18 protein-coding genes are annotated in these 22,394 nt (G+C 46.3%); 16 read left to right on the top strand and 2 right to left on the bottom strand.

The genetic code is table 11. The annotated features are described in order from the left end of the window. Positions 1 to 128: 128 nt before the first annotated feature. The 10 genes from nlpI to deoD all read left to right on the top strand — a co-directional run bounded on the left by nlpI (position 129) and on the right by deoD (position 11,598). Positions 129 to 1,022, top strand: coding sequence for a lipoprotein NlpI (nlpI, locus tag L1D44_RS02940; protein ID WP_239888767.1), 894 nt, complete (start codon positions 129 to 131; stop codon positions 1,020 to 1,022). Between the two features lie 151 nt (positions 1,023 to 1,173). Then, positions 1,174 to 2,754, top strand: coding sequence for a peptide chain release factor 3 (prfC, locus tag L1D44_RS02935; protein ID WP_239888766.1), 1,581 nt, complete (start codon positions 1,174 to 1,176; stop codon positions 2,752 to 2,754). A 344-nt stretch (positions 2,755 to 3,098) separates the two neighbouring features. Further along, positions 3,099 to 3,290, top strand: a complete 192-nt coding sequence (locus L1D44_RS02930; RefSeq protein WP_239888765.1) for a hypothetical protein — start codon at positions 3,099 to 3,101, stop codon at positions 3,288 to 3,290. Positions 3,291 to 3,300: 10 nt separating this feature from the next. After that, the gene (locus L1D44_RS02925) at positions 3,301 to 4,074 is read left to right on the top strand and encodes a TatD family hydrolase (protein WP_239888843.1); all 774 of its coding nucleotides are present in this window, start codon (positions 3,301 to 3,303) and stop codon (positions 4,072 to 4,074) included. A 179-nt stretch (positions 4,075 to 4,253) separates the two neighbouring features. After that, positions 4,254 to 5,513 (top strand): NupC/NupG family nucleoside CNT transporter, encoded by a 1,260-nt coding sequence (locus tag L1D44_RS02920; protein ID WP_239888764.1) that lies wholly within the window; start codon positions 4,254 to 4,256, stop codon positions 5,511 to 5,513. A 341-nt stretch (positions 5,514 to 5,854) separates the two neighbouring features. Next, on the top strand, positions 5,855 to 6,697 hold the full coding sequence (locus L1D44_RS02915) for an outer membrane protein OmpK (RefSeq protein WP_239888763.1): 843 nt from the start codon (positions 5,855 to 5,857) through the stop codon (positions 6,695 to 6,697). 584 nt (positions 6,698 to 7,281) lie between these two features. Beyond that, on the top strand, positions 7,282 to 8,055 hold the full coding sequence (gene deoC, locus L1D44_RS02910) for a deoxyribose-phosphate aldolase (RefSeq protein ID WP_239888762.1): 774 nt from the start codon (positions 7,282 to 7,284) through the stop codon (positions 8,053 to 8,055). Between the two features lie 163 nt (positions 8,056 to 8,218). Next, positions 8,219 to 9,550, top strand: coding sequence for a thymidine phosphorylase (gene deoA / locus L1D44_RS02905; protein WP_239888761.1), 1,332 nt, complete (start codon positions 8,219 to 8,221; stop codon positions 9,548 to 9,550). 13 nt (positions 9,551 to 9,563) lie between these two features. Further along, positions 9,564 to 10,784, top strand: a complete 1,221-nt coding sequence (locus L1D44_RS02900; RefSeq protein WP_239888760.1) for a phosphopentomutase — start codon at positions 9,564 to 9,566, stop codon at positions 10,782 to 10,784. Between the two features lie 103 nt (positions 10,785 to 10,887). Further along, on the top strand, positions 10,888 to 11,598 hold the full coding sequence (gene deoD / locus L1D44_RS02895; protein WP_220770141.1) for a purine-nucleoside phosphorylase: 711 nt from the start codon (positions 10,888 to 10,890) through the stop codon (positions 11,596 to 11,598). A gap of 116 nt (positions 11,599 to 11,714) precedes the next feature. On the opposite strand, the gene L1D44_RS02890 is transcribed toward deoD, so the two are convergent. Further along, positions 11,715 to 12,836, bottom strand: coding sequence for an AhpA/YtjB family protein (locus L1D44_RS02890; RefSeq protein WP_239888759.1), 1,122 nt, complete (start codon positions 12,834 to 12,836; stop codon positions 11,715 to 11,717). A gap of 78 nt (positions 12,837 to 12,914) precedes the next feature. Here L1D44_RS02890 and serB point away from each other — a divergent pair, with 78 nt between their 5' ends. Together serB and L1D44_RS02880 are read left to right on the top strand one after the other, a co-directional pair. Continuing rightward, positions 12,915 to 13,916 (top strand): phosphoserine phosphatase SerB, encoded by a 1,002-nt coding sequence (serB, locus tag L1D44_RS02885; RefSeq protein WP_239888758.1) that lies wholly within the window; start codon positions 12,915 to 12,917, stop codon positions 13,914 to 13,916. A gap of 306 nt (positions 13,917 to 14,222) precedes the next feature. Continuing rightward, positions 14,223 to 15,131 (top strand): alpha/beta fold hydrolase, encoded by a 909-nt coding sequence (locus L1D44_RS02880; RefSeq protein ID WP_239888757.1) that lies wholly within the window; start codon positions 14,223 to 14,225, stop codon positions 15,129 to 15,131. An 18-nt stretch (positions 15,132 to 15,149) separates the two neighbouring features. On the opposite strand, the gene L1D44_RS02875 is transcribed toward L1D44_RS02880, so the two are convergent. Continuing rightward, the gene (locus L1D44_RS02875; RefSeq protein ID WP_239888756.1) at positions 15,150 to 15,761 is read right to left on the bottom strand and encodes a response regulator; all 612 of its coding nucleotides are present in this window, start codon (positions 15,759 to 15,761) and stop codon (positions 15,150 to 15,152) included. 229 nt (positions 15,762 to 15,990) lie between these two features. Here L1D44_RS02875 and L1D44_RS02870 point away from each other — a divergent pair, with 229 nt between their 5' ends. The 4 genes from L1D44_RS02870 (at position 15,991) to nrfD (ending at position 21,925) form a co-directional block, all read left to right on the top strand. Further along, entirely contained in the window at positions 15,991 to 17,775 is a 1,785-nt protein-coding gene (locus tag L1D44_RS02870; RefSeq protein ID WP_239888755.1) for a sensor histidine kinase, read from the top strand. Between the two features lie 344 nt (positions 17,776 to 18,119). Next, positions 18,120 to 20,396: a thiosulfate reductase PhsA gene (gene phsA / locus L1D44_RS02865; RefSeq protein ID WP_239888754.1), complete on the top strand. Its 2,277-nt coding sequence runs from the start codon at positions 18,120 to 18,122 to the stop codon at positions 20,394 to 20,396. A gap of 12 nt (positions 20,397 to 20,408) precedes the next feature. Continuing rightward, the gene (locus L1D44_RS02860) at positions 20,409 to 20,981 is read left to right on the top strand and encodes a 4Fe-4S dicluster domain-containing protein (protein WP_220770148.1); all 573 of its coding nucleotides are present in this window, start codon (positions 20,409 to 20,411) and stop codon (positions 20,979 to 20,981) included. Further along, positions 20,978 to 21,925: an NrfD/PsrC family molybdoenzyme membrane anchor subunit gene (gene nrfD, locus L1D44_RS02855; protein ID WP_220770149.1), complete on the top strand. Its 948-nt coding sequence runs from the start codon at positions 20,978 to 20,980 to the stop codon at positions 21,923 to 21,925. The genes L1D44_RS02860 and nrfD overlap by 4 nt, the downstream gene beginning before the upstream one ends. Positions 21,926 to 22,394: the final 469 nt, after the last annotated feature.

Below are 22,394 nucleotides of genomic sequence, written 5' to 3'. Positions count from 1 at the left end.
TTTTATGCGTATAAATTAAAGTTGATCAATTAATCTGCGCTAATTTGATTATTTTCAATTCCTTGATAGCAGTCGTGATAAGGGGTTGCTATGATTGGTGCTATTGGCGAACTCAAAAGGTTAAATGGATGAATCAAAAGATACGAACTGCCGTGGTAGTGGCTATGGCAAGTGTAAGTATGCTGTTGACAGGATGTGTGTCCACTCAGTCCGATAGTGAACAACAAACATCGATAAGGGTTGCCCCTGTTTCGCCCGACTATAAATTGGAAATTACCTTAGCTAAGTTGAATGAAATCTTGGCTTCTGTGGAGTTAACACCTGAGCAGCGTGCGCGTTTTCATTACGACCGTGGTGTTATCTATGATCGTGTCGGCTTGCGTATATTGAGTCGTATCGATTTTCACCAAGCATTAAAGTTGCAGCCTAACTTAGCCGATGCTTATAACTTCCTTGGGATCTATTACACTCAGGAAAGTGAGTTTGAAAGCGCCTATGAAGCATTCGATGCTGTATTAGAACTATCACCTGATTACGATTATGCCTACCTGAACCGCGGGATTTCACTCTATTATGGTGAGCGTATGGAACTTGCCGTATCGGATATGAATGCCTTTTACGACCGAGACCCATCTGACGGATATAGAGTATTGTGGCTCTATTTAGCAGAGCGTGAGATTGACGAGCAAGCTGCACAGCTTAAGCTGGCCGAGAACCGCCAGAATTTACAGGCTAATGTATGGTCTACGGCTTTAGTCGATTTTTACTTAGGGAAAAAGACTAAGGAAGAGGTGTTTAATCTCGCGAAAGAGGGGCTAAAGCATCCTAATGAATATGCGGAGCGTCTTTGTGAAGCTTACTTCTATATGGCAAAGATTGCGCAAAAACGGGGTGATAATGCCGAGGCGGCTAATTACTTTAGATTAGCATTGGCGACAAATATCTATGATTTTGTTGAGCATCGTTACGCGAGGCTTGAGCTTGCTAAAACCAATGAAGCTTTAAATATGGCTACTAACTAAAGTTAATCAACGCGCATTAAAAGCCTCCCTTCGGAGGCTTTTTTATTCGCAGGCTTTACAAATAGATGCCGATGCACCCGATGTGGTAGCTAAAAGGTAGGTGAGCGGCTATAATTGCGGCCTTTGTGAACTCCCAGAATTACAGGTAAACATGTCAGGCTATAAAGTTGAGGTCGACAAACGTCGCACTTTTGCCATCATCTCTCACCCAGATGCGGGTAAAACCACCATTACTGAAAAGGTTCTTTTATTCGGAAACGCGCTGCAGAAAGCGGGTACGGTAAAAGGCAAAAAGTCAGGTCAGCATGCTAAGTCTGACTGGATGGAGATGGAAAAAGATCGCGGGATCTCGATTACAACCTCTGTAATGCAGTTCCCATATAACGATGCTTTGGTTAACTTGCTTGATACCCCAGGTCACGAAGACTTCTCTGAAGATACTTACCGTACATTAACGGCGGTAGACTCATGCTTGATGGTTATCGACTCGGCGAAAGGTGTTGAGCAACGTACTATTAAGTTAATGGAAGTGACGCGTCTGCGTGATACACCAATCGTGACCTTCATGAACAAACTCGACCGTGATATTCGTGACCCAATCGAATTGATGGATGAAGTCGAAGAAGTTCTCAATATTGCCTGTGCTCCTATTACTTGGCCAATTGGTGCGGGTAAAGAGTTCAAGGGGGTTTACCACCTGCTGCGTGATGAAGTGATCTTGTATCAAGGCGGTATGGGTCACACTATTCAAGATTCTCGTATCATCAAGGGACTAAATAACCCAGAGCTTGACGAAGCGATTGGCAGCTACGCTGCCGATATTCGTGATGAGATGGAACTGGTTGTTGGTGCATCACACGAATTCGATCATGAGTTGTTCTTGAAAGGCGAGTTGACGCCAGTATACTTCGGTACCGCATTAGGTAACTTTGGTGTCGACCATATTCTTGACGGTATCGTTGAGTGGGCACCAACACCACAGCCTCGTGAAACCGAAGCGCGTGATGTACAGCCTGAAGAAGAAAAATTCAGTGGTTTCGTATTTAAGATCCAAGCAAACATGGATCCTAAGCATCGTGACCGTGTTGCCTTTATGCGAATCTGCTCTGGCCGCTACGAACAGGGCATGAAGATGCACCACGTGCGTCTAGGTAAAGACGTTAATGTCAGCGATGCGTTAACCTTTATGGCGGGCGACCGTAACCGCGCGGAAGCGGCTTATCCTGGTGATATTATCGGTTTACATAACCACGGCACGATTCGTATAGGTGACACGTTCACCCAAGGCGAGAAACTTCGCTTTACTGGTGTGCCTAACTTTGCGCCTGAGATGTTCCGTCGCATTCGCCTAAAAGACCCATTAAAGCAAAAGCAGTTGCTTAAAGGTCTTGTACAGCTTTCTGAAGAGGGCGCCGTACAGGTATTTAGGCCTCTCGATAGCAACGACTTAATTGTAGGCGCCGTAGGTGTGCTACAGTTTGAAGTGGTTGTCGGTCGTCTAAAGACCGAATATAAGGTAGAGGCTATTTACGAAGCGATTAGCGTTGCAACTGCACGTTGGGTTTACTGTGATGATCATAAGAAGCTAGATGAGTTTACCCGTAAGTGTAGCCAAAACTTAGCTTTAGACGGTGGTGATAACCTGACTTATATTGCACCGACTATGGTTAACCTCAATCTTTCGATGGAACGTTATCCTGATATTGAGTTCGCTAAGACACGCGAAAACTAAGACAGGCGAAAACGAATACTCGCTATACTAGTACTCGTTAAGTGATTCATCGCTAAAACCCCAGGCATTGCCTGGGGTTTTGTTTTTTTATTAACCCAAGTCAGTATAAGCGGTCGCTTGACTCAGGGCGGTTTTTGGCACACACGTTCAAGGCAATAGCGCAAAGAATGCTTGTCCGCTAGTGCGGCGCAGATGTTGGCCACTATAAAGGTTCAAGAATTGCGAGCTTCAGGCCCACAGCGCTCTCACTAAACGAGCAAGTCTTTATACTGATTGGTATTAGCTAAGGTACCTTGCACTTATATCGAAAGGGCTTATAAACTCAAGGGGAAAGGAGGGCGTATATGAAGTTTATAAAAAAAGTCTGGGCTAAGTACATTCAGTGGTGTGATGCCATGGGCTTAACGCCTGAGAATCGCCGCAGCTGCGCGCCGCGTTTATCTGAGCCGGAACTGACCAGTATTAAGTCGAGGGCCGAAGCACAACCAAGTCCCTTAACTGAAGGCGCTGCAAAGTGTGAACTTAACGGAAAATAAAGGCGAAATGATGCAAGCTATTATCGACAGTCACGCTCATTTAGATTTTCCTGAGTTTGATCTAGACCGCGACTCCTTATACGCCAAGATGCATAGTTTAGGGATCTGTCAGGTTGTGATCCCCGGCGTTTCGGCCGATAAATGGCAAAACCAGATTGCCATTGCCAAGCGGTACGGCAGTTACTTTTCATTAGGGGTGCACCCCTGGTATTGTGAAAATGCCTCAGCTAAGGATATGACCGACTTAAAGAGCTTACTTGAGGCGCATAAAGGTGATGCCAGTTTAGTCGCTGTGGGCGAATGCGGGCTTGATAAGTTACATAAAAGTAATTTCACAACACAAATGAAGCTATTCAAAGCTCAAATCTGTCTAGCTAAAGAGTTTGACCTACCTCTCATTATGCATTGCGTTAAAGCTCATGAAGAAACCCTAAACTTGCTTAAAAGTGAGGCACCGCGTAGGAAAGGGGTCATTCATGGCTTTTATGGTGGCCCTCAGTTGGCCATGGGATATGTTAAATTGGGTTACAAGTTGGGTATAGGTGGCTTGTTACTCAATGATAATGCACCTAAGTTACAACAAACCGTGGCCGAATTACCGTTAGAATCCTTCATTGTGGAAACCGATTCACCTGCAATGGCGCCAAAAAATAGCCGAAATAATCGTAACTCGCCGCTAATTTTGCCTGAAATCCTCAAAAAAATGGCAAATTTACAAAAAAAATCACCCGTTCTTATTTCAGAACAGATGTTTTCTAATGTTACGCAACTCTTTGACCTTTAGTTTTTTTCTGTTTAAACAGATGTATGTCGCACCAAAAATCCCAACAAAATCATTGAAATAAAACCTCAAAAATTTGATCAATACGACGCTTTTAGCGACGTGGTCGGGTATAATCGGTTTCGTAGGAAAAGGTTGGTTAACAACATAATTAAAAAGTATTAACAATAGGGTGATGGTTAATGGATATTTTAATGAGTTTAGTAGGGGTGGTCACCCTACTAGCGATAGCCTTCGGGTTATCAAACAATAGAAAAGCAATTAACAAGCGTACCGTATTTGGTGCATTGGCAATTCAAGCCGCTTTCGGTGGTTTCGTATTGTATGTTCCAGTCGGTAAAGACATTCTGAAAAGTGTGTCTGACGCAGTATCTAGTGTAATTGGATACGCACAAAACGGTATTGGTTTCTTATTCGGTGATCTAGCTAACTTTAAAGTTGGCTTTATTTTTGCCATTAACGTACTACCTGTCATCGTTTTCTTCTCTTCTCTAATCGCAGTTCTTTACTATTTAGGCATCATGCAGTGGATCATCCGTATTATCGGTGGTGGTCTACAAAAAGCACTTGGCACAAGTCGTACAGAGTCTATGTCTGCTACAGCGAACATCTTCGTTGGTCAAACTGAAGCGCCATTAGTTGTTCGTCCGTTCATCGCGACGATGACTAACTCTGAACTGTTCGCCATCATGGTGGGTGGTCTTGCGTCTATCGCTGGTTCAGTTCTAGCGGGTTATGCGCAGATGGGTGTACCAATTGAGTATCTAGTTGCCGCTTCATTCATGGCAGCACCAGGTGGTCTATTAATGGCTAAACTGATGCACCCTGAAACAGAAGAAGCTAAGAATGACATGAGCGACTTACCAGAAGATCCTGATAAGCCTGCTAACGTTCTTGACGCTGCAGCTGCAGGTGCTTCATCTGGTATGCATCTAGCACTTAACGTTGGTGCAATGCTTCTAGCATTCGTAGGTTTGATTGCTATGATCAACGGCATCATCGGTGGTGTTGGCGGATGGTTTGGTATGGAAAACCTAACACTAGAATTGATTCTAGGTTACATCTTCATGCCGCTAGCATTCCTTATCGGTGTACCTTGGAACGAAGCGCTTGTAGCGGGTTCTTTCATCGGTCAGAAGATTGTTGTTAACGAATTCGTTGCTTACCTAAACTTTGCTCCATACCTAAAAGATCTAGCCGATGGCGGTATGGTAGTAGCTGAGACTGGTGTTGCGATGAGTGACCGTACTAAAGCGATTATCTCTTTCGCTCTATGTGGTTTCGCTAACCTATCTTCAATCGCGATTCTACTTGGTGGTCTAGGTGCAATGGCTCCTACTCGTCGCCATGACTTAGCTAAGCTTGGTATCCGCGCAGTTATCGCAGGTTCTCTAGCTAACTTAATGAGTGCAACTATCGCGGGTCTATTCCTAGCGTTGTAAGCCTCTTTTAGACTGAGCCTATATGGCTCAGTCTTCGTTTTAGCTCTAGTCAAGTTAAAACAAATGTAAGTCAATCGTTTTCCAAACTAAACATTCAACGAAATGATCAATAACTAGGGTTAGGGTTTGTTTCGGCTTAAAAACAACAATAAGAGTGATAAAGCAGTACTTACTGCCTTGAAATTACAAAAGTTGTTCGAATGTTAAAACTTAGTGTTCGCATTTTTACATTAATAATGTTGATGTTTGATGTAAATAAAGTAAAATGCGCGCCATAAAAAAGAAACGCTGACTCTTCAATAAAGAGGAGCAGCAAACCATAAATAGAAATGGGGTTGATGATGAAAAACGTTAAAACTTTAGCACTAGCTGCTACAGCTGTTGCTGCAATGTCTGCACCTACCTTCGCTGCTGACCGTACAGACCTACGCGCTGGCGACTACAGCTGGATGCAGTTCAACGCAATGTACGCATTCAATGAACTACCATCTGACGGTGACGGCGATGGCCACGACTACCTAGAGATGGAATTCGGCGGCCGCGCTGGTATCGTTGATCTATACGGTTATGTTGACGTGTTCAACCTAACTAACAGCAGCTCAGGCGATAAGACTGGCGGCGACAGCAAGATGTTCATGAAGCTTGCACCACGTTTCTCTATCGATGCGATGACTGGCTGGGATCTATCTGCTGGTCCAATCCAAGAAGTATACTTCTCTACTCTATTCAACTGGGGTGGCGGAGCATTCAATAAAGACGGTAAAGGTGATGTAAACGCATCTTTCTGGGGTATCGGTGCTGACGTTATGGTTCCATGGTTAGGTAAAACTGGCATGAACTTATACGCTCACTATGACATGAATATCAAAGAGTGGAACGGTTACCAATTCTCTATGAACTGGTTCAAGCCTGTTGTTAACTTCGACAACGGTTCATTCATCTCTTTCCAAGGTTATGTTGATTACCAGTTCGGTGCTGATGAGAAGTATGGCAACGAATTCGTTCCACAAACTACTAGTGGTGGCGCTGCATACTTCGGTCTACACTGGCATTCAGAGAACTACGCTCTAGGTTATGGTCTAAAGGGCTACCAAGACGTATACCTACTTGAAGACGGTGCTGGTATCGTAGGTCTAGAAACTACTGGTTGGGCACATTACCTAACTGCTACTTACAAGTTCTAAGCATTAGCTTAAACCTTGTGAGTCTATGTCAGAGCCGCGAACTTCGCGGCTCTATCTAACTTCCACTCACTGCCACGTTCATCCTTAAAATTTTATTTCAGCTTTTGGTCAGCTATATAGCAAACGGTAATACAAAGGTGTTAGTTTTTACTTAAGCATCAGCTATATTTATTATGCTCACTAAAGTGGGTTTAGTTAACAAGCTTGTTTAGGTAAGTATTGACTACTCTTCTCTAATAAAAATCGACATAAGAGAAGTTACAGTAAAAGTTACAATAGATTTATTACGCGCTAAAACGGATTTTTCGCGGAAAGGCAGAAATAGCAGTATCAATCTCCCTTCCCGGTCTTCATGGATTCAAGTCGTGACACTAGTGTCAGGATGGTTGCGCTCATTGGAGTTAACAACGTTGGATACCTGAATAGTATTTTTGTGTCTAGAGTCTGTAAGGACCTAGGCATATATTCGGCAATGCCCGAAGGCCCGGCCCATAACTATAATCAAAATAAGCCAGTTCAAGGCATCGCCGTGCGATAATTTTCTGTTTTAAATTAATAATTTGAATCTTTCTCGGAGAGCTATTATGAGCGACTTAAAAAAAGCAGCACAACAAGCCATTAATCTAATGGATCTTACAACCCTGAATGACGATGATACCGATCAGAAGGTGATCGAGATTTGTCATAAGGCTAAGACGCCTGCTGGCGATACTGCTGCAATTTGTATTTATCCTCGCTTTATTCCTATTGCGCGTAAAACATTGAATGAAATCGGTGGCGAAGATATCAAGATCGCGACTGTGACTAACTTCCCACACGGTAACGATGATATCGCTATTGCTGTGTTAGAAACTCGTGCAGCAGTTGCCTATGGTGCCGACGAAGTTGATGTCGTATTCCCATACCGCGCTCTGATGGAAGGCAATGAAACTGTCGGTTTCGAGCTAGTAAAAGCCTGTAAAGAAGCGTGTGGTGAAGACGCTATCCTTAAAGTGATCATCGAGTCTGGCGTGTTAGCCGATCCTGCTCTTATCCGTAAGGCATCTGAGCTGTCTATCGATGCTGGCGCCGATTTCATCAAGACCTCGACTGGTAAAGTTGCTGTAAACGCAACTCTAGAAGCGGCAGAAATCATGATGACTGTGATCAGCGAAAAGAACCCTAAAGTAGGTTTTAAGCCTGCAGGTGGCGTAAAAGACGCTGAAGCAGCAGCTGAGTTCCTAGGCGTTGCTGCACGTCTACTAGGCGATGACTGGGCTACTCCAGCAACATTCCGTTTCGGCGCGTCAAGCCTGTTGACTAACCTACTTCATACACTTGAGCTAGGCGATGCACCACAAGGTGCACAAGGTTACTAACCTTTAAAGATTAAACTTGTTGTTAAGTGTGATCTAAATCTTATTAGGTGTATCAAAAGTTCGTTAGTATGTAACAATATTACGGCTTTTGATTCCCCTTAAGCAGATTGATAACTGAAACTTCTATTTAATGGAAACTAAGTTACACTCTTGGAGGTAGTACATGTTTTTAGCTCAAGAAATTATCCGTAAAAAACGTAATGCGCAGGCTCTTTCGACAGAGGAGATCCAATTCTTCGTCAAAGGGATCACTAACAATACGGTTTCAGAAGGTCAGATCGCAGCCCTAGGTATGGCGGTCTATTTCAATGACATGAACATGGATGAGCGTATTGCATTAACGACTGCGATGCGTGACTCCGGCACTGTGCTCAACTGGCAGTCATTGGATCTAAACGGTCCGATTATCGATAAGCATTCAACTGGTGGCGTGGGAGATGTCATTAGTTTGATGTTAGGCCCTATGGCGGCAGCGTGTGGTGGTTATGTACCAATGATTTCCGGTCGCGGCCTTGGCCATACTGGTGGTACGCTCGATAAGTTTGACGCCATTCCGGGTTATAATACCGAGCCAGACAGCGCACTGTTTCGTAAGGTAGTAAAAGAAGCGGGTGTGGCTATTATTGGTCAAACTGGCGATCTCGTTCCTGCCGATAAGCGTTTCTATTCTATTCGTGATAATACCGCAACGGTTGAGTCCATCTCGTTAATCACAGCTTCCATTCTTTCTAAAAAGCTTGCCGCAGGTCTAGATGCATTAGCCATGGACGTTAAGGTCGGTACGGGCGCATTTATGCCAACCTATGAAGCTTCTGAAGAGTTAGCACGCAGTATTACTGCCGTTGCTAATGGAGCTGGCACTAAGACTACGGCATTACTCACCGACATGAACCAAGTGTTGGCGTCATGTGCTGGTAACGCAGTTGAAGTGAAAGAAGCGGTCGACTTCATGACTGGTGCTTACCGTAATCCTCGTCTCTATGAAGTGACTATGGGGCTGTGTGCCGAAATGCTGCAGCTTGGCGGTATCGCAACTAGTGAAGCGGAAGCTCGCGCTAAATTAAACGCAGTATTAGATAACGGTAAGGCGGCTGAGATCTTTGGACGCATGGTGTCAGGTCTAGGTGGCCCGGCCGATTTTGTTGAGAACTACAGCAAGTATCTACCAGACTCGCAAATTATTCGTCCAGTTTATGCGGACAGAGCTGGTTTCGCATCGGCGATGGATACCCGTGAACTTGGACTGGCAGTCGTTACCTTAGGCGGCGGTCGCCGCAAGCCTGGTGATGCTCTGGACTATAGTGTTGGACTTTCTAAAGTCTGTGCACTTGGCGATGAGATCAATAGCGACAAACCGATAGCCTTTATTCATGCACAATCTGAAAGCGCCTTTGCTGAAGCCGAAGCGGCAGTGAAAAAAGCGATTCACATTGGTGATACCAAACCGGAAAAAACACCGGAAATTTATCGTTATATCCGCGAGTCGGATCTGTAACGGAGCACAGTTTATGAAACGTACTATAATCATGATGCTAGATTCGTTTGGCGTCGGTGCAGCGCACGATGCCGAGGCGTTTGGCGATGTGGGTTCTAACACTTTTGGTCATATTGCTAAGGCCTGTGCCGAAGGTAAAGCGAATGATGGCCGTGAAGGACCATTGAAGCTTCCTAACTTAGCGCGCTTAGGCCTAGGTCATGCATCGAAAGAGAGCACAGGTGAATTTCCTGCAGGCTTTGGTGACGATGTCGAAGTGATTGGTGCATACGGTCACGCAGAAGAGCTGAGCTCGGGTAAAGATACACCAAGTGGCCACTGGGAAATGGCAGGCGTACCTGTCCTTTATGAGTGGGGTTATTTCAGTGATTTGACCAACTCTTTTCCACAAGAGCTAACCGATAGAATCCTAGCGAGAGCAGGGCTGACGGAGTTTCTAGGTAACTGCCACTCTTCGGGTACAGTTATTCTCGAAGAGCTTGGTGAAGAACACATGCGCACAGGTAAGCCAATTTTCTATACCTCTGCTGACTCTGTGTTCCAGATTGCTTGTCACGAAGAGACATTTGGTCTTGAGAAGCTTTATGAGCTTTGTATTATCGCTCGTGAAGAGCTTGCCGATTACAACATCGGTCGTGTGATTGCGCGTCCGTTTGTCGGCACTGGCCCGAGTGACTTTGCTCGTACTGGTAATCGTCGTGACTACGCGGTTGAGCCGCCAGCACCAACCGTGCTTGATAAGCTTAAAGCGGCAGGTGGTGAAGTCGTGAGTGTTGGTAAGATCTCTGACATTTACGCCCATTGCGGGATCACTAAGAAGGTTAAGGCGACGGGTCTTGAAGATCTATTTGATGCGACCTTAGAGCAAGTTAAGCAAGCGGGTGACAATACCATTGTATTCACTAACTTCGTCGACTTTGACTCTCATTACGGTCATCGCCGTGACGTTGCTGGATACGCTCGCGGGCTTGAGTACTTCGACTCTCGTCTACCTGAGATCTTAGCGTTGCTGGATAAGGATGATTTCCTGCTGCTAACTGCCGACCATGGCTGTGATCCAACTTGGCCTGGTAGCGATCATACTCGTGAGCGCGTGCCGGTTCTAGCCTATGGTGCAGGCCTTGAAGCTGGCTCATTAGGACGCCGTAGCAGCTTTGCTGATATGGGGCAGTCGATTGCAAGCTACTTTAAGCTTGAACCTATGGAATATGGCGAGTCATTCGTTCGTTCATAAGCCGTGAAAAGATTTTAAATTTGACGGCTCACTTTGAGCCGTTAGCAAACAAAGACTCAAGTTATTAACGACGGTCTAAAAAATACAAATAGGGGTTATTCTGATGGCAACACCACACATTAATGCCGTAGACGGCGCATTTGGCGATACAGTTCTATTTCCAGGCGATCCACTACGCGCTAAGTATATTGCTGAAACATTTCTAGAAAACGTTGAGCAAGTGACTGACGTTCGTAACATGCTAGGTTTCACTGGTACTTACAAAGGCGTTCGTATTTCAGTTATGGGTTCAGGTATGGGTATCCCATCTTGCTCAATCTATGCAACTGAATTGATCAAAGATTACGGCGTTAAGAACCTAATCCGCGTGGGTACTTGTGGCGCGATCAGCACTGACGTTAAAGTTCGTGACGTGATCATCGGTATGGGTGCATGTACTGACTCACAAGTTAACCGTTTACGTTTCAAAGGCCAAGATTTCGCAGCTATCTGTGATTACAGCCTACTAAGCGCAGTTGTTAAAGCTGCTGACGCCAAAGGTACTAAGTACCGCGTTGGTAACGTATTCTCTGCAGACCTTTTCTACACGCCAGACCCATCTATGTTTGACGTAATGGAAAAGATGGACGTGCTAGGTGTCGAAATGGAAGCTGCTGGCCTATACGGCGTAGCGAAAGAGTTCGGTGCTAAGGCGTTGTGTGTTGTTACTGTATCTGATCATATCCGTACAGGTGAGAAGACCTCTTCTGATGAGCGTCAAACAACCTTCAACGAAATGATCGAAATGACGCTAGAAGCGGCTATTACACTGTAATCGTTTCTGCACTGCAGTTATAGACTGCCAAATAAAAACGGACGCTTATGCGTCCGTTTTTGTTTTATCGCTTAATCAGTCGATTATCCGTTATTCCCAGACATTATTTGCCCGCATTAATCTGAGTTAGGGGCTTTATTTGAGTCAGGCTTCTGGGTTGGCTTTGGGCTTGCTTTAGCCTTTGGCTTTGTTTCAGACTTCTCCTTAGTCTTTTTCTCTGCTGCCGCAACTGATTGAGCCTCTGGTTTGGCTTTAGGCTTAGTGGCTGTTTTACGTTTCGTGGCGGCTTTAGGCTTGCTAGGAGACGCTTTAGGTTTGCTAGCAACTTTGGCCTTAGCTTTACTCTTGTTATCGCTTTGCGCAAGCTCTGGCGCTTGATTGGACTCAGAAGTAAGCTCTTGAGTAGGTGCTTGAGCAGGCTCTGACGGCTCAGCCATAGAGTGAGTCGTGGCTTCAGCCTTAAGCTTAGATATCACATCGGCTCCCTCCGATGCGATGGTTTGCTCTTCGGCACTGACAGCAGTTTTAGTGATATCAGTTGAATTGTTTTTTTTCGCCTGCTTGTTAGCCTCACTAGCTTGCTGCTTTGCAGCCTTTGCTGCGGCCTTTTCAGTTTTCTTGGCCAGTAATCGTCGTAGCTTGACTCTGGCTTTACGCCTATCGAAGTCTGCGCGTTTGAAAGAGAGTGCCCGAGATAGCAACATGCCGATGAGGCCGGCAATTAACAGCATTATTTGTTGCTGCTCCATGTTGATATGATGAGCCTCTTTAATTTCATTAAAGAAGTACTTAGGCTCTAGACGTACCTCTACATAACCTAAATTCTTACCATCTTGAGACACGGCTTCAACATAGGGCGGGTACTGCTCCAAAATTGAGGCCAGCTCTTCAGAGTCGGGCTCTAGATCTTCATCGATGACGCTTTGAGCAAATGATAGTCTTACACCATCTTCGCTGAAGATACTGGCAGACATGACTTTAGGATCTAATACCAATGCTTGAGCTAACCACTGCAGTTGCTCATCATTCTCTAATTGAAGTGCAGGCGCGGCACCATAAGCCGTTTGTTGAACCAGCAATCTCGCCATCTTTTCTGTTTGGGACTTTAGAAGCTGCTGTCCTTGTAGTAGGCTAGTTTCCCACAGCTGATCGAGACCGATGAATAATGCGATCGCTATGATGATTTGTAATAGGCGACTTATTCGATGGCTCTTTTTTAGGCCTTTTAAATAGAACACTGAAACCCTTAATTTATTGTGTACTCACCTAATCATAATTGATTATGTCTGTGCTCGGTAGCTGGAGAGCTATAACTAATGGAAAGTTTGAGTCAATCGACTGTTTTTGCTTGGTTAACTACCGAAGGTAGCATGTCTTTTACTGCTGGGGAACAAAGTTGTTTCCGCCATATCGAGGCCGAATATCCTAGAGGTTTTTCTCGTTATCGGATTCTATTTTCCGAATTAGAAACCCCAAATACAGTGCAACTTATCAATGACGCTATAGAGAGTTGGCTTGGATCCCTCGATGTCAAACTGAGCCTAGCTCTGATTAAGCGCGATTGCGGTCTGAATTGCCTCGAGGTTTGCACATCAGAGGCTTTAAGCGCCGAGCAGATTGCAGCGATTAGTGAGACGACGTCTTTAGAGTTATTTGAGTTAGCAGTCGATGCGCCTCTGTTAAGCCAAGCGGGTCTATTGGTAATGGATATGGACTCAACTGCGATTGAAATTGAGTGTATCGATGAACTGGCCGAAATGGCGGGTGTAGGCGCAGCCGTGGCGGAAGTTACTGAGCTCGCAATGCAAGGCGAGCTCGATTTCGAGCAGAGCCTCAGGGCTCGCGTTGCTAAGCTTAAAGGTGCTAGCGCTGAAATTATCGATACCTTATGCGTCAAGTTGCCGCTAATGCCTGGTTTAAAGGAGATGATTGCCGAGCTGCAGAGCCATGGCTGGCGCACTGTGGTGGCTTCAGGCGGTTTTACACCGTTTGTGAACTCCCTTAAGCAGCAATTGGCGTTAGATGCTGCTTATGCGAATAAGCTCGATATTGACGACGGTAAACTACTCGGTACCGTCTCTGGAGAGGTCGTCGATGCTCAATATAAGGCCGATACTGTGCTTAAATGTGCCAAGCAGTGGCAGATACCAGTAGGGCAGAGGGTGGCGATAGGTGATGGCGCGAACGATATTCCGATGATCAATACTGCCGACTTTGGTATTGCTTACCATGCTAAGCCCAAATTGGCCCAGGCGGCGGATGTCAGCATCAATCGACTCAACCTTAAGGTGTTACCTTACCTATTTCAGCGCACTTAACGGGTAGATGGTGCTAGATATTAGACATTAGCTATCAAATCCGATCGTTAATACTAATTTTAGCGTTAACACTAATTTTAGCGTTAACACTAGGCGTTACGTTTTGAGGCTCATAGCAATTTTGTTATGAGCTTTTTTATGTTTAAAAGAGACAGCTATCATCTTGATCCCTTTGATTGATTTCAACCTTATCGCGTTTTAAGGCAGGTTCCGCCGACGGTATTGAACACTTTGTTAGAGTCTTTACTCTTGTTTTTAGGCTAGTATTTCAGTAGCTTAGTTAAAAAACAATAAGAGTGTTAGCCATTGAATATTCAGCAAAAATCCCTCTATATTCCCTACAACCATGGTCATCTGCATTTAAGGCAGATAACGCCAGTTCATGCTGACATGAGTAAACCGCCTGTGCTGATGCTGCATGGTGCCATGTCAAATGGGCGCGTGTTTTACAGTGATTCAGGCAAGGGGCTTGGCTGTTATTTGGCGGACTCGGGCGTGGTGGTGTATGTATTGGATACCCTTGGTCGAGGCCTGAGCGAGCCAAAACTCGCTCGTGGTTTTAAAGCCGGTCAAGGTGAAGTAATTCGAGAGCAGCTCCCCTTAATTCAGCAGTATATTTTATCGCTTCACCCTAAGGTTGAGCGGGTGCATTGGTGTGCTCACTCTTGGGGCGGGGTGTTAATGGCCAGTGCTATTGCACGTTACAGCAGCCTACAAGGAACGGTTGCCTCCTTGGTGACATTTGGTAGTAAGCGTCGCATCGAGGTCAAGTCGGTTAAGAAGTGGCTCAGTGTCGATCTTATTTGGAATAAGGTCGCACCGATAATCGCTTGGCGCAGTGGCTACCTGCCTGCCGATAAATTGAAAATAGGCATGGATAATGAGTCACGGGCATCATTACGCCAGAGTATCGATTGGGTACGAGGTAAGTGGATCGACAGTGATGACGGCTTCGATTATCAACAGGCGGCAAGTCGTGCCAATTGGCCTAAATCTTGGTTCATCGCGGCGAAAGGCGATACTGTGTTAGGTAATCCAAGTGATGTAAAGCGGATGATTGCTGAGTGTCAAATTAAGCAGGTTGATTATACCTTGTTGTCAAAAAAGCAGGGCTTTAAGCACGACTATGATCATGGCGGGATGCTCACCCACAAAGATGCGGTGAACGACCATTTCCCCCGAGTTAGAGACTGGTACCACAACTTTAATGGCTAGCCATTACCTTCGATAAACCTATTCAGACTTATGAGTGAGTAGTGGGGCAAGTTTGACGAGTTCAGCTAAGTTATTCACTCCTAGTTTCGTCATTAGTTTTGAGCGGTGAACTTCGATGGTTCTAATTGCCACGCACAGCTCATTTGCCATCTGTTTATTGGTGTTGCCTGCAATCACTAGCTGGAAAATCTGAGCTTCCCGTTCAGACAGGGTATCAATTAAGTCTTGGTTAGTGCGTTTTTGGTGTTGCTCAGTACTGTAAGCTAGCCCTTTGGCGATTGATTGCGATAGTAAGCTACCCTGAACCGGTTTTTGGAAGAAGTCAAAGGCGCCATTTTTAAAGGCATCCACAGCCATAGGCACATCGCCATGCCCGGTCAAGAAGATTACGGCCAGTGGGCTCTTAGCATCACTGAGTAGTTGCTGTACCTGAGGCCCGGTTAGCCCGGGCATACGCGCATCTAAAATCACGCATCCAGCCTGGCTTAAGTCGACCTCGGCCAAAAAGCGATCGCCACAGTTAAAGCTACTGAGCTTATAGCCATAGCCTTCCATCAGAAAGCCGATCGAGTCGATAATCGCCTCATCGTCATCAACGAGATAGACTGGCCCATTGAGCTGCTGTTGCACGAAGACCCCTTATGTTTATTGGTGTTTAGATGATAGATATCCCAGTTCGCCGCTTTAATCCAACAATAATCTATAAAGCATGAATTGCATCACGCTCTTAAATTCCAAGGCTAGCGTAAGCTATTGCTAAATAACATGACTCCACTTTTACCTGAGTGAGCGCTTAAAACTGATGTGTGATGGCTTTATTGGTAAATAACGAGTGGCGTTGATTTTTAAGGAACTTTAATTGTCTCGACTGTTGCTTTGTATATGTGTGCTTTTATTCTCATCGGTGGCTTGGTCTAAGCCACAGCAGTTCTACGTGGGCGTGTTAGCAAACTGGGGGCATCAGCAGGCCGTGGAGCGTTGGACGCCCATGATGGAGTATCTTAATGAGCAGGTGCCCAATGCCGAGTTTCATGTGTATCCGGGAAACTTTAAGGCGCTAAACCTAGCGATGGAGTTAGGGCAAATTCAGTTTATCATTACTAACCCAGGACAATATCTATACCTCTCTAATCAATATCCTCTGTCTTGGTTAGCGACGATGCGCTCTAAGCGCCATAACGGTACCACCTCGGCTATTGGCTCGGCGATAATTGTTAAGGCTGATAGTAACTATCGCACCCTGTATGACTTAAAAGGCAAGGTGGTAGCGGCGAGTGATCCTCATGCGCTGGGGGGCTATCAAGCAACCGTAGGCTTGATGCATGGTTTAGGTATGGATCCTGATACCTTTTTTGGTGAGACTAAGTTTTTAGGCTTCCCACTCGACCCTTTGCTCTATCAAGTGCGCGACGGCAATGTGGACGCGGCCATCACCCCCTTGTGTACCTTAGAGGATATGGTGGCGCGTGGGGTGCTTAAAAGTAGCGATTTTCGAGTGTTGAACCCGAGTCGCCCCGATGGGGTTGAGTGCCAATGCAGTACCACCCTGTATCCGAACTGGTCATTTGCTGCGACAGAGAGCGTTAGCACTGAACTGAGCAAGGAGATCACCCAAGCTTTACTCGATCTGCATTCGGATTCACCAGCGGCGATCGAGGCGCAACTTAAGGGCTGGACCTCTCCTATTAGTCAGCTTGCCGTGATCAAGTTATTTAAGGAGTTGCATGTTAAGTCTCCCGACAGTAGTCGCTGGGAGGCGGTGAAGAAATGGCTAGAGGAGAATCGTCACTGGGGGATCCTGTCTGTTTTAGTATTTATTGTCGCCACGCTTTATCACCTATGGATCGAGTATCGCTTCCACCAAAAGAGTAGCTCATTAATCGAGTCTGAGCGCCAACTGAAACAGCAAGCCGTGGCGCTTGAGCGTTTACAGAGTGCCTCTATTGTGGGAGAGATTGGTGCAGGCTTGGCCCATGAGATCAATCAGCCAATTGCAGCGATTACCAGTTATAGCGAAGGCGGTATCATGCGCTTGCAAGGAAAGCAGCAAGCCGATGTGGAGTCTTGCATCGAACTCTTAGAAAAAATCCATAAGCAATCGACTCGTGCAGGTGAGGTGGTACATCGTATTCGAGGCCTACTTAAGCGTCGTGAGGCGGTGATGGTCGATGTGAATATTCTTACCTTAGTCGAGGAGAGTATTTCACTATTAAGGCTTGAGTTAGCCAGACGAGAGATTCAGATTAATACCCAGATAAAAGGCGAGCCCTTCTTTATCACCGCTGACCGTGTTGGCCTACTGCAGGTACTAATAAACCTTATCAAGAATAGTTTAGATGCGATTGCCGACAGCGAGAATTCCCGCTCGGGGAAAATCCACATTGAGCTGGACTTTAAAGAGTCTCAGGTCAATGTGCGTATTAGCGATAATGGCCAAGGTTTAGCGATGGACTCCGATACGCTTATGGCGACCTTCTATACCACAAAGGTGGACGGTTTAGGTCTAGGACTCGCTATTTGTAAAGAGGTGATTAACGACCATGGTGGTCACTTCATGCTAAGCAACCGTGACGATGGCGTATCGGGCAGCGTAGCAATGCTGAGCTTGAAAAAGCGCGGCAGCGAGGCGCCAATCGAGGTGTAATTTAAGCATGATTACACTGTTTTTCTGACGAGGATGTGCGGCTATTTCGGCGCACATTTTGTATCGAAAACATGCTGCAGCCAGCAAAATGTTAACCTTTTTGTCTTTATGTGGTTTACCACAATTTACACCTTCACTTCGCTGTGTTGGTGCAAATTTGAACTGTGAATTGCTTCACAAACGCCGCGTTCTCACATCCGGTATGTGGTTTACCACAATATCCAATATCACTCTCCTCAATAACAATGATGAAAACCTTAGGAAATAAGTTGATTGTGTTCAGCAGTTAACTCAGGGCTTCATCTATAGCTCTCCTAAGGACAACTGTCATTGGGAGATTTATCATGAAACTAGATCGGCGAACCTTTATCAAAGGGGCCGGAGCCGGCACAGCGACTTGCGCATTAGCAACGCTGCCAGGCTCTTTAGCAGCCTTTGGGGATTCACAACTGCAAGGTAGCGCAGAGTCTGTCGCAAGTATTTGTGAGATGTGTTCGACTCGCTGCCCGATATCGGCACGTGTCGTCAACGGCAAGAACGTATCGATTCTCGGTAACAAAAATGCTAAGTCATTTGGTGGCGCCGTTTGTGCTCGTGGTGGTGCGGGTCATAGCCAGCTATATGATAAACAGCGAATCGTTAAGCCATTGAAGCGTGTTGGTGAGCGCGGTGAAGGCAACTGGCAAGAGATTGAGTGGGATGAAGCCTATGAGCTGATTGCGCAGAATCTTAATAAGATTAAAGCTGAGCATGGCGCAGAGACTGTCGCTTTCTCATCTAAATCAGGCTCACTATCGGGGCACCTTTTCCATTTAGCCAAGGCCTTTGGCAGTCCAAACACCTTTACTCACGCGTCGACCTGCCCAGGCAGTTATGTTATCGCTGCGAAAGCGATGTTTGGTGGCAAGATTAAGCGTGACTTAAGCAACTCTAAGTACATCATCAACTTCGGTCATAACCTCTATGAAGGCATTAATATGTCGGAAACCAGAGGCATGATGAATGCACAGATGGAGAAGGGCGCAAAGCTGGTGGTGTTCGAACCACGCTTCTCGATTGTGGCGGATAAGGCCGATGAGTGGTACGCGATTAAGCCGGGTACCGATGTTGCTGTCGCATTGGCGATATGTCATGTTTTGATTGAAGACGATTTATACGATAAAGCGTTCGTTGCCCAGTATGTTTCGGGATTCGAAGAGTTCGCTAAAGAAGTTAAAGTCTACACACCTGAGTGGGCCGAGTCTATCAGTGACGTGCCTGCCGAAGATATTCGCCGCATTACCCATGAATACGCTGCGGCGGCGCCACATGCCATGGTGGATTTTGGTCACCGTTCATCGTTTACCACCGAAGAGTTTGAGATGCGCCGTGCGCTATACGCTGCCAACGTATTGATTGGTAACATCGAGCGTAAAGGCGGCTTGTACTTTGGTAAGAAAGCCTCGAGCTATAACAAGTTTGCCGGTGAGCCAGTTGCGCCGACCCTCGCTAAGCCGGGTGTCGATGGCATGCCAAAAATTGATGCTAAGCGTATCGATATGGTGGATGAGCAGTATGCGTTAACTTGGTCTTCGGGGGGCATTTACCAGACGATTCTTGACTCTACACTGGACGCGACTCCTTATCAGCTACGTGCGTGGGTGATGAGCCGTACTAACCCTATGCAAACCATGACAGATAGAGCGCGTATCGTTAAAACCATGCAAAAGCTTGATTTTGTGGTGGCGTGTGACATCTATATCAGTGAGAGCGCGGCCTATGCCGACGTCTTCCTCCCTGAGTCTACCTACCTTGAGCGCGATGAAGAGATTGCCGATAAGTCGGGTAAGAATCCTGCCTACTATGTGCGTCAACGTGTGGTTGAAACCATTGGTGACACTAAGCCGAGCTGGTTAATTTGGAAAGAGCTTGCTGACAGACTCGGTCAAGGCCAGTACTTCCCTTGGGAGAACATGGAAACCTTGCAACTGTTCCAAGTACAGCGTGACTTTGACTTATTGAGAAAAATAAAAGAAGACGGCTATGTGAGCTTTGGTAAGCCGCTAATGCTGCGTGAGCGCGGCATGGTGAGAGACTTTGTGAATACTTACCCCAATGCTAAGGCTGTCGATGAAGATGGTACTTACGCCAGCCAGCTCAGCTTCAAAACCCCGACAGGCAAGATTGAGTTGAGTTCTGCCAAGGTCGAGAAAATGGCGCCGGGTCGTGGGGTCATTCGCTACCGCGAAGTGACGATGAAAAAGGCCGATGAGCTGTTTTTCATTCAGGGTAAGGTCGCCGTTCATACCAATGCTGGCACCCAGAACGTACCTATGTTGGCAAACCTGATGTCAGATAATGCGGTTTGGATCCACCCCATCACGGCGGGGCTATTGAAGATCGCCAATGGTGACAAGATCCGTGTCTATAACGATACCGGCAGTGAAGAAGGTCATGCCTTAGTGACCCCAGGTATTCGACCCGACACAGTATTTGCCTATATGGGCTGTGGTTCAAAGAACAAGGAACTCGCTCGTGCAACCGGTAAAGGTGTGCATTGCGGTAACTTACTTCCACATGTGACCTCTCCGGTAACGGGTATGAACTTGCATACCACCGGTGTCAAGATTGCCAAGATTTAATCGGAGTTAATTATGACTAAGCGTTATGTTCTCGTGCACGATGAAAATAAGTGCATTGGCTGCCAAGCGTGTAATGTGGCTTGCCGCAGTGAAAACAATGTGCCTGAGTCGGTGACTCGCATTCAGGTTAGAATCGAGGGGCCTTATGGCAACTTTCCGCACCTACATTTTAAGTATAACCGTGTCTCTTGTGAGCAGTGTGAGAACGCTCCTTGTGTCAAGGTTTGCCCTACGGGGGCGGCTTACGTTAATGATGATGGCATCGTCTCTATTAACGAGAAGAAGTGTGTAGGCTGCCTCTACTGTGTTGCGGCTTGCCCTTACAAGGTTCGATTCATTAACCCAGAAACACGGGTGCCAGATAAGTGTGACTTCTGTAAAGAAACGCGCCTAGCGCGCGGCGAAGAGCCTGCTTGTGTGACGGTTTGCCCAACTCAAGCACTGGTGTTTGGTGATGCCAATGATATGAGCTCCGAAGTGCGCAGAGTGTTAGATACAAAACCTAACTACCAACAGAAGGTAAACCTTGGCACCGAGCCTCGTGTCTACCGTATTCCTAGCCGTAAAGGAGGGATCAAAGCATGAATAATATCTGGGGCTCGATGGAGCAATACGATCCGGTAGTGTGGAACTGGATCATCGCGGTGTACTTGTTTATGGCGGGTCTGTCAGCAGGCTCTATGCTGGTGGCCATAGGCCTTAAATGGTACAAGCAGAGTCGTGGTCAGCCGACAGAAGGTTTGCCTGTCATTAAAGCTGCTGCGGTGATAGGCCCTGTGGCTATCTGTTTGGGGATGGCGCTGCTGGTGCTGGACTTGACGAAGCCATTTGAGTTTTATCATATCCTGCTCAACTACAACCTAACGTCAGTGATGGCATGGGGGGTAATTGCACTGCTGGTTTATATTCCGCTAGTGTTTGTGTTTGCGGCGTTGGTATTTGAAAAACAGGTTCTGCAATATGCCCCTTGGCTTGCGGGAACGCTGAAAGTCTGTCGTCAGCTAGAGAATAGCCTGAATAAGCTGATTTTTGGCTTAGGTCTGGGGGTTGGCGTATATACAGGTTTTCTGTTGTCGGCGATGATCAGTTACCCAATCCTGAACACTGCGGTATTACCAGCGCTGTTCTTGGCCTCTGCCTTGTCTGTGGGCTCTGCGGGTAACATCTTGGTGGCAACGCTGTTCTTCAGTAAGAAAGAGTCAGATTGTATCGAGCAGGTGCACCGTATCGAATATCCAGTGGCCTTTAACGAAGCACTCTGTCTCGTTCTGTTATTTGTCGGTCTTAATTTCTCGGGCCCTGCAGCTCAGGCGGCAACCGCTGCAATCACGACCGGCACTTGGGCCAGTGTATTTTGGCTTGGCGTGGTGGGCTTAGGCCTTGTGGTGCCAGTCCTTGCCAGTACATTAGCACCTAAAGCTTGGCGTCACACAAAGGGCTTTTTAATCACGGTTTCTTGTAGCACGATTCTCGGCGTACTCGCACTGAGGCACTTCGTGGTTTACGCAGGCCAGAGCTATATCAGTTAAGAGCTAAATACCTCGAGACTCTATTAAAGCCCGAACTTAAGTTTGGGCTTTTTTTTGCTCGCGATTCATGACTGATACTCAGTCGTTCAATCCTCAGTCATCTCTCTATTGTCATGTTCATTCGAGCTTGACTGAAATTGAAGCGGAAATTACAGAGATAGGATTATAGGATTATTGAGGTAGGGGGGATTGAGATAGGACTCATTGATAAAAGGGGAGAGCTTCGAGACGATGTTCTAGAGCCATGGTCAGCTTATTCACTCCACCAGCTGCCAGGCTCCCGTTTTACTACCGTAGGAAATGTCATCTAAAGTCGTTCTGTGTAGCGGTTGTGGGGGATTTGTCAGGTTAAACCTAAGGCATTAGAGCCTATGGACTAAGCTCAGGCCTGTGAAGCGGCTATCCAAGTCATCGTATTAAATTAGTCATCAATGCAAGATGCGTTGATGACTGAGTGGATTATTCAGGA

Origin of the sequence: Shewanella sp. Isolate13, from assembly GCF_022398325.1 — a bacterium.
Taxonomy (GTDB): Bacteria; Pseudomonadota; Gammaproteobacteria; order Enterobacterales; family Shewanellaceae; genus Shewanella.
Note: the sequence above shows the minus strand (reverse complement) of the source record. Positions and strands in the feature narration are given on the sequence as shown.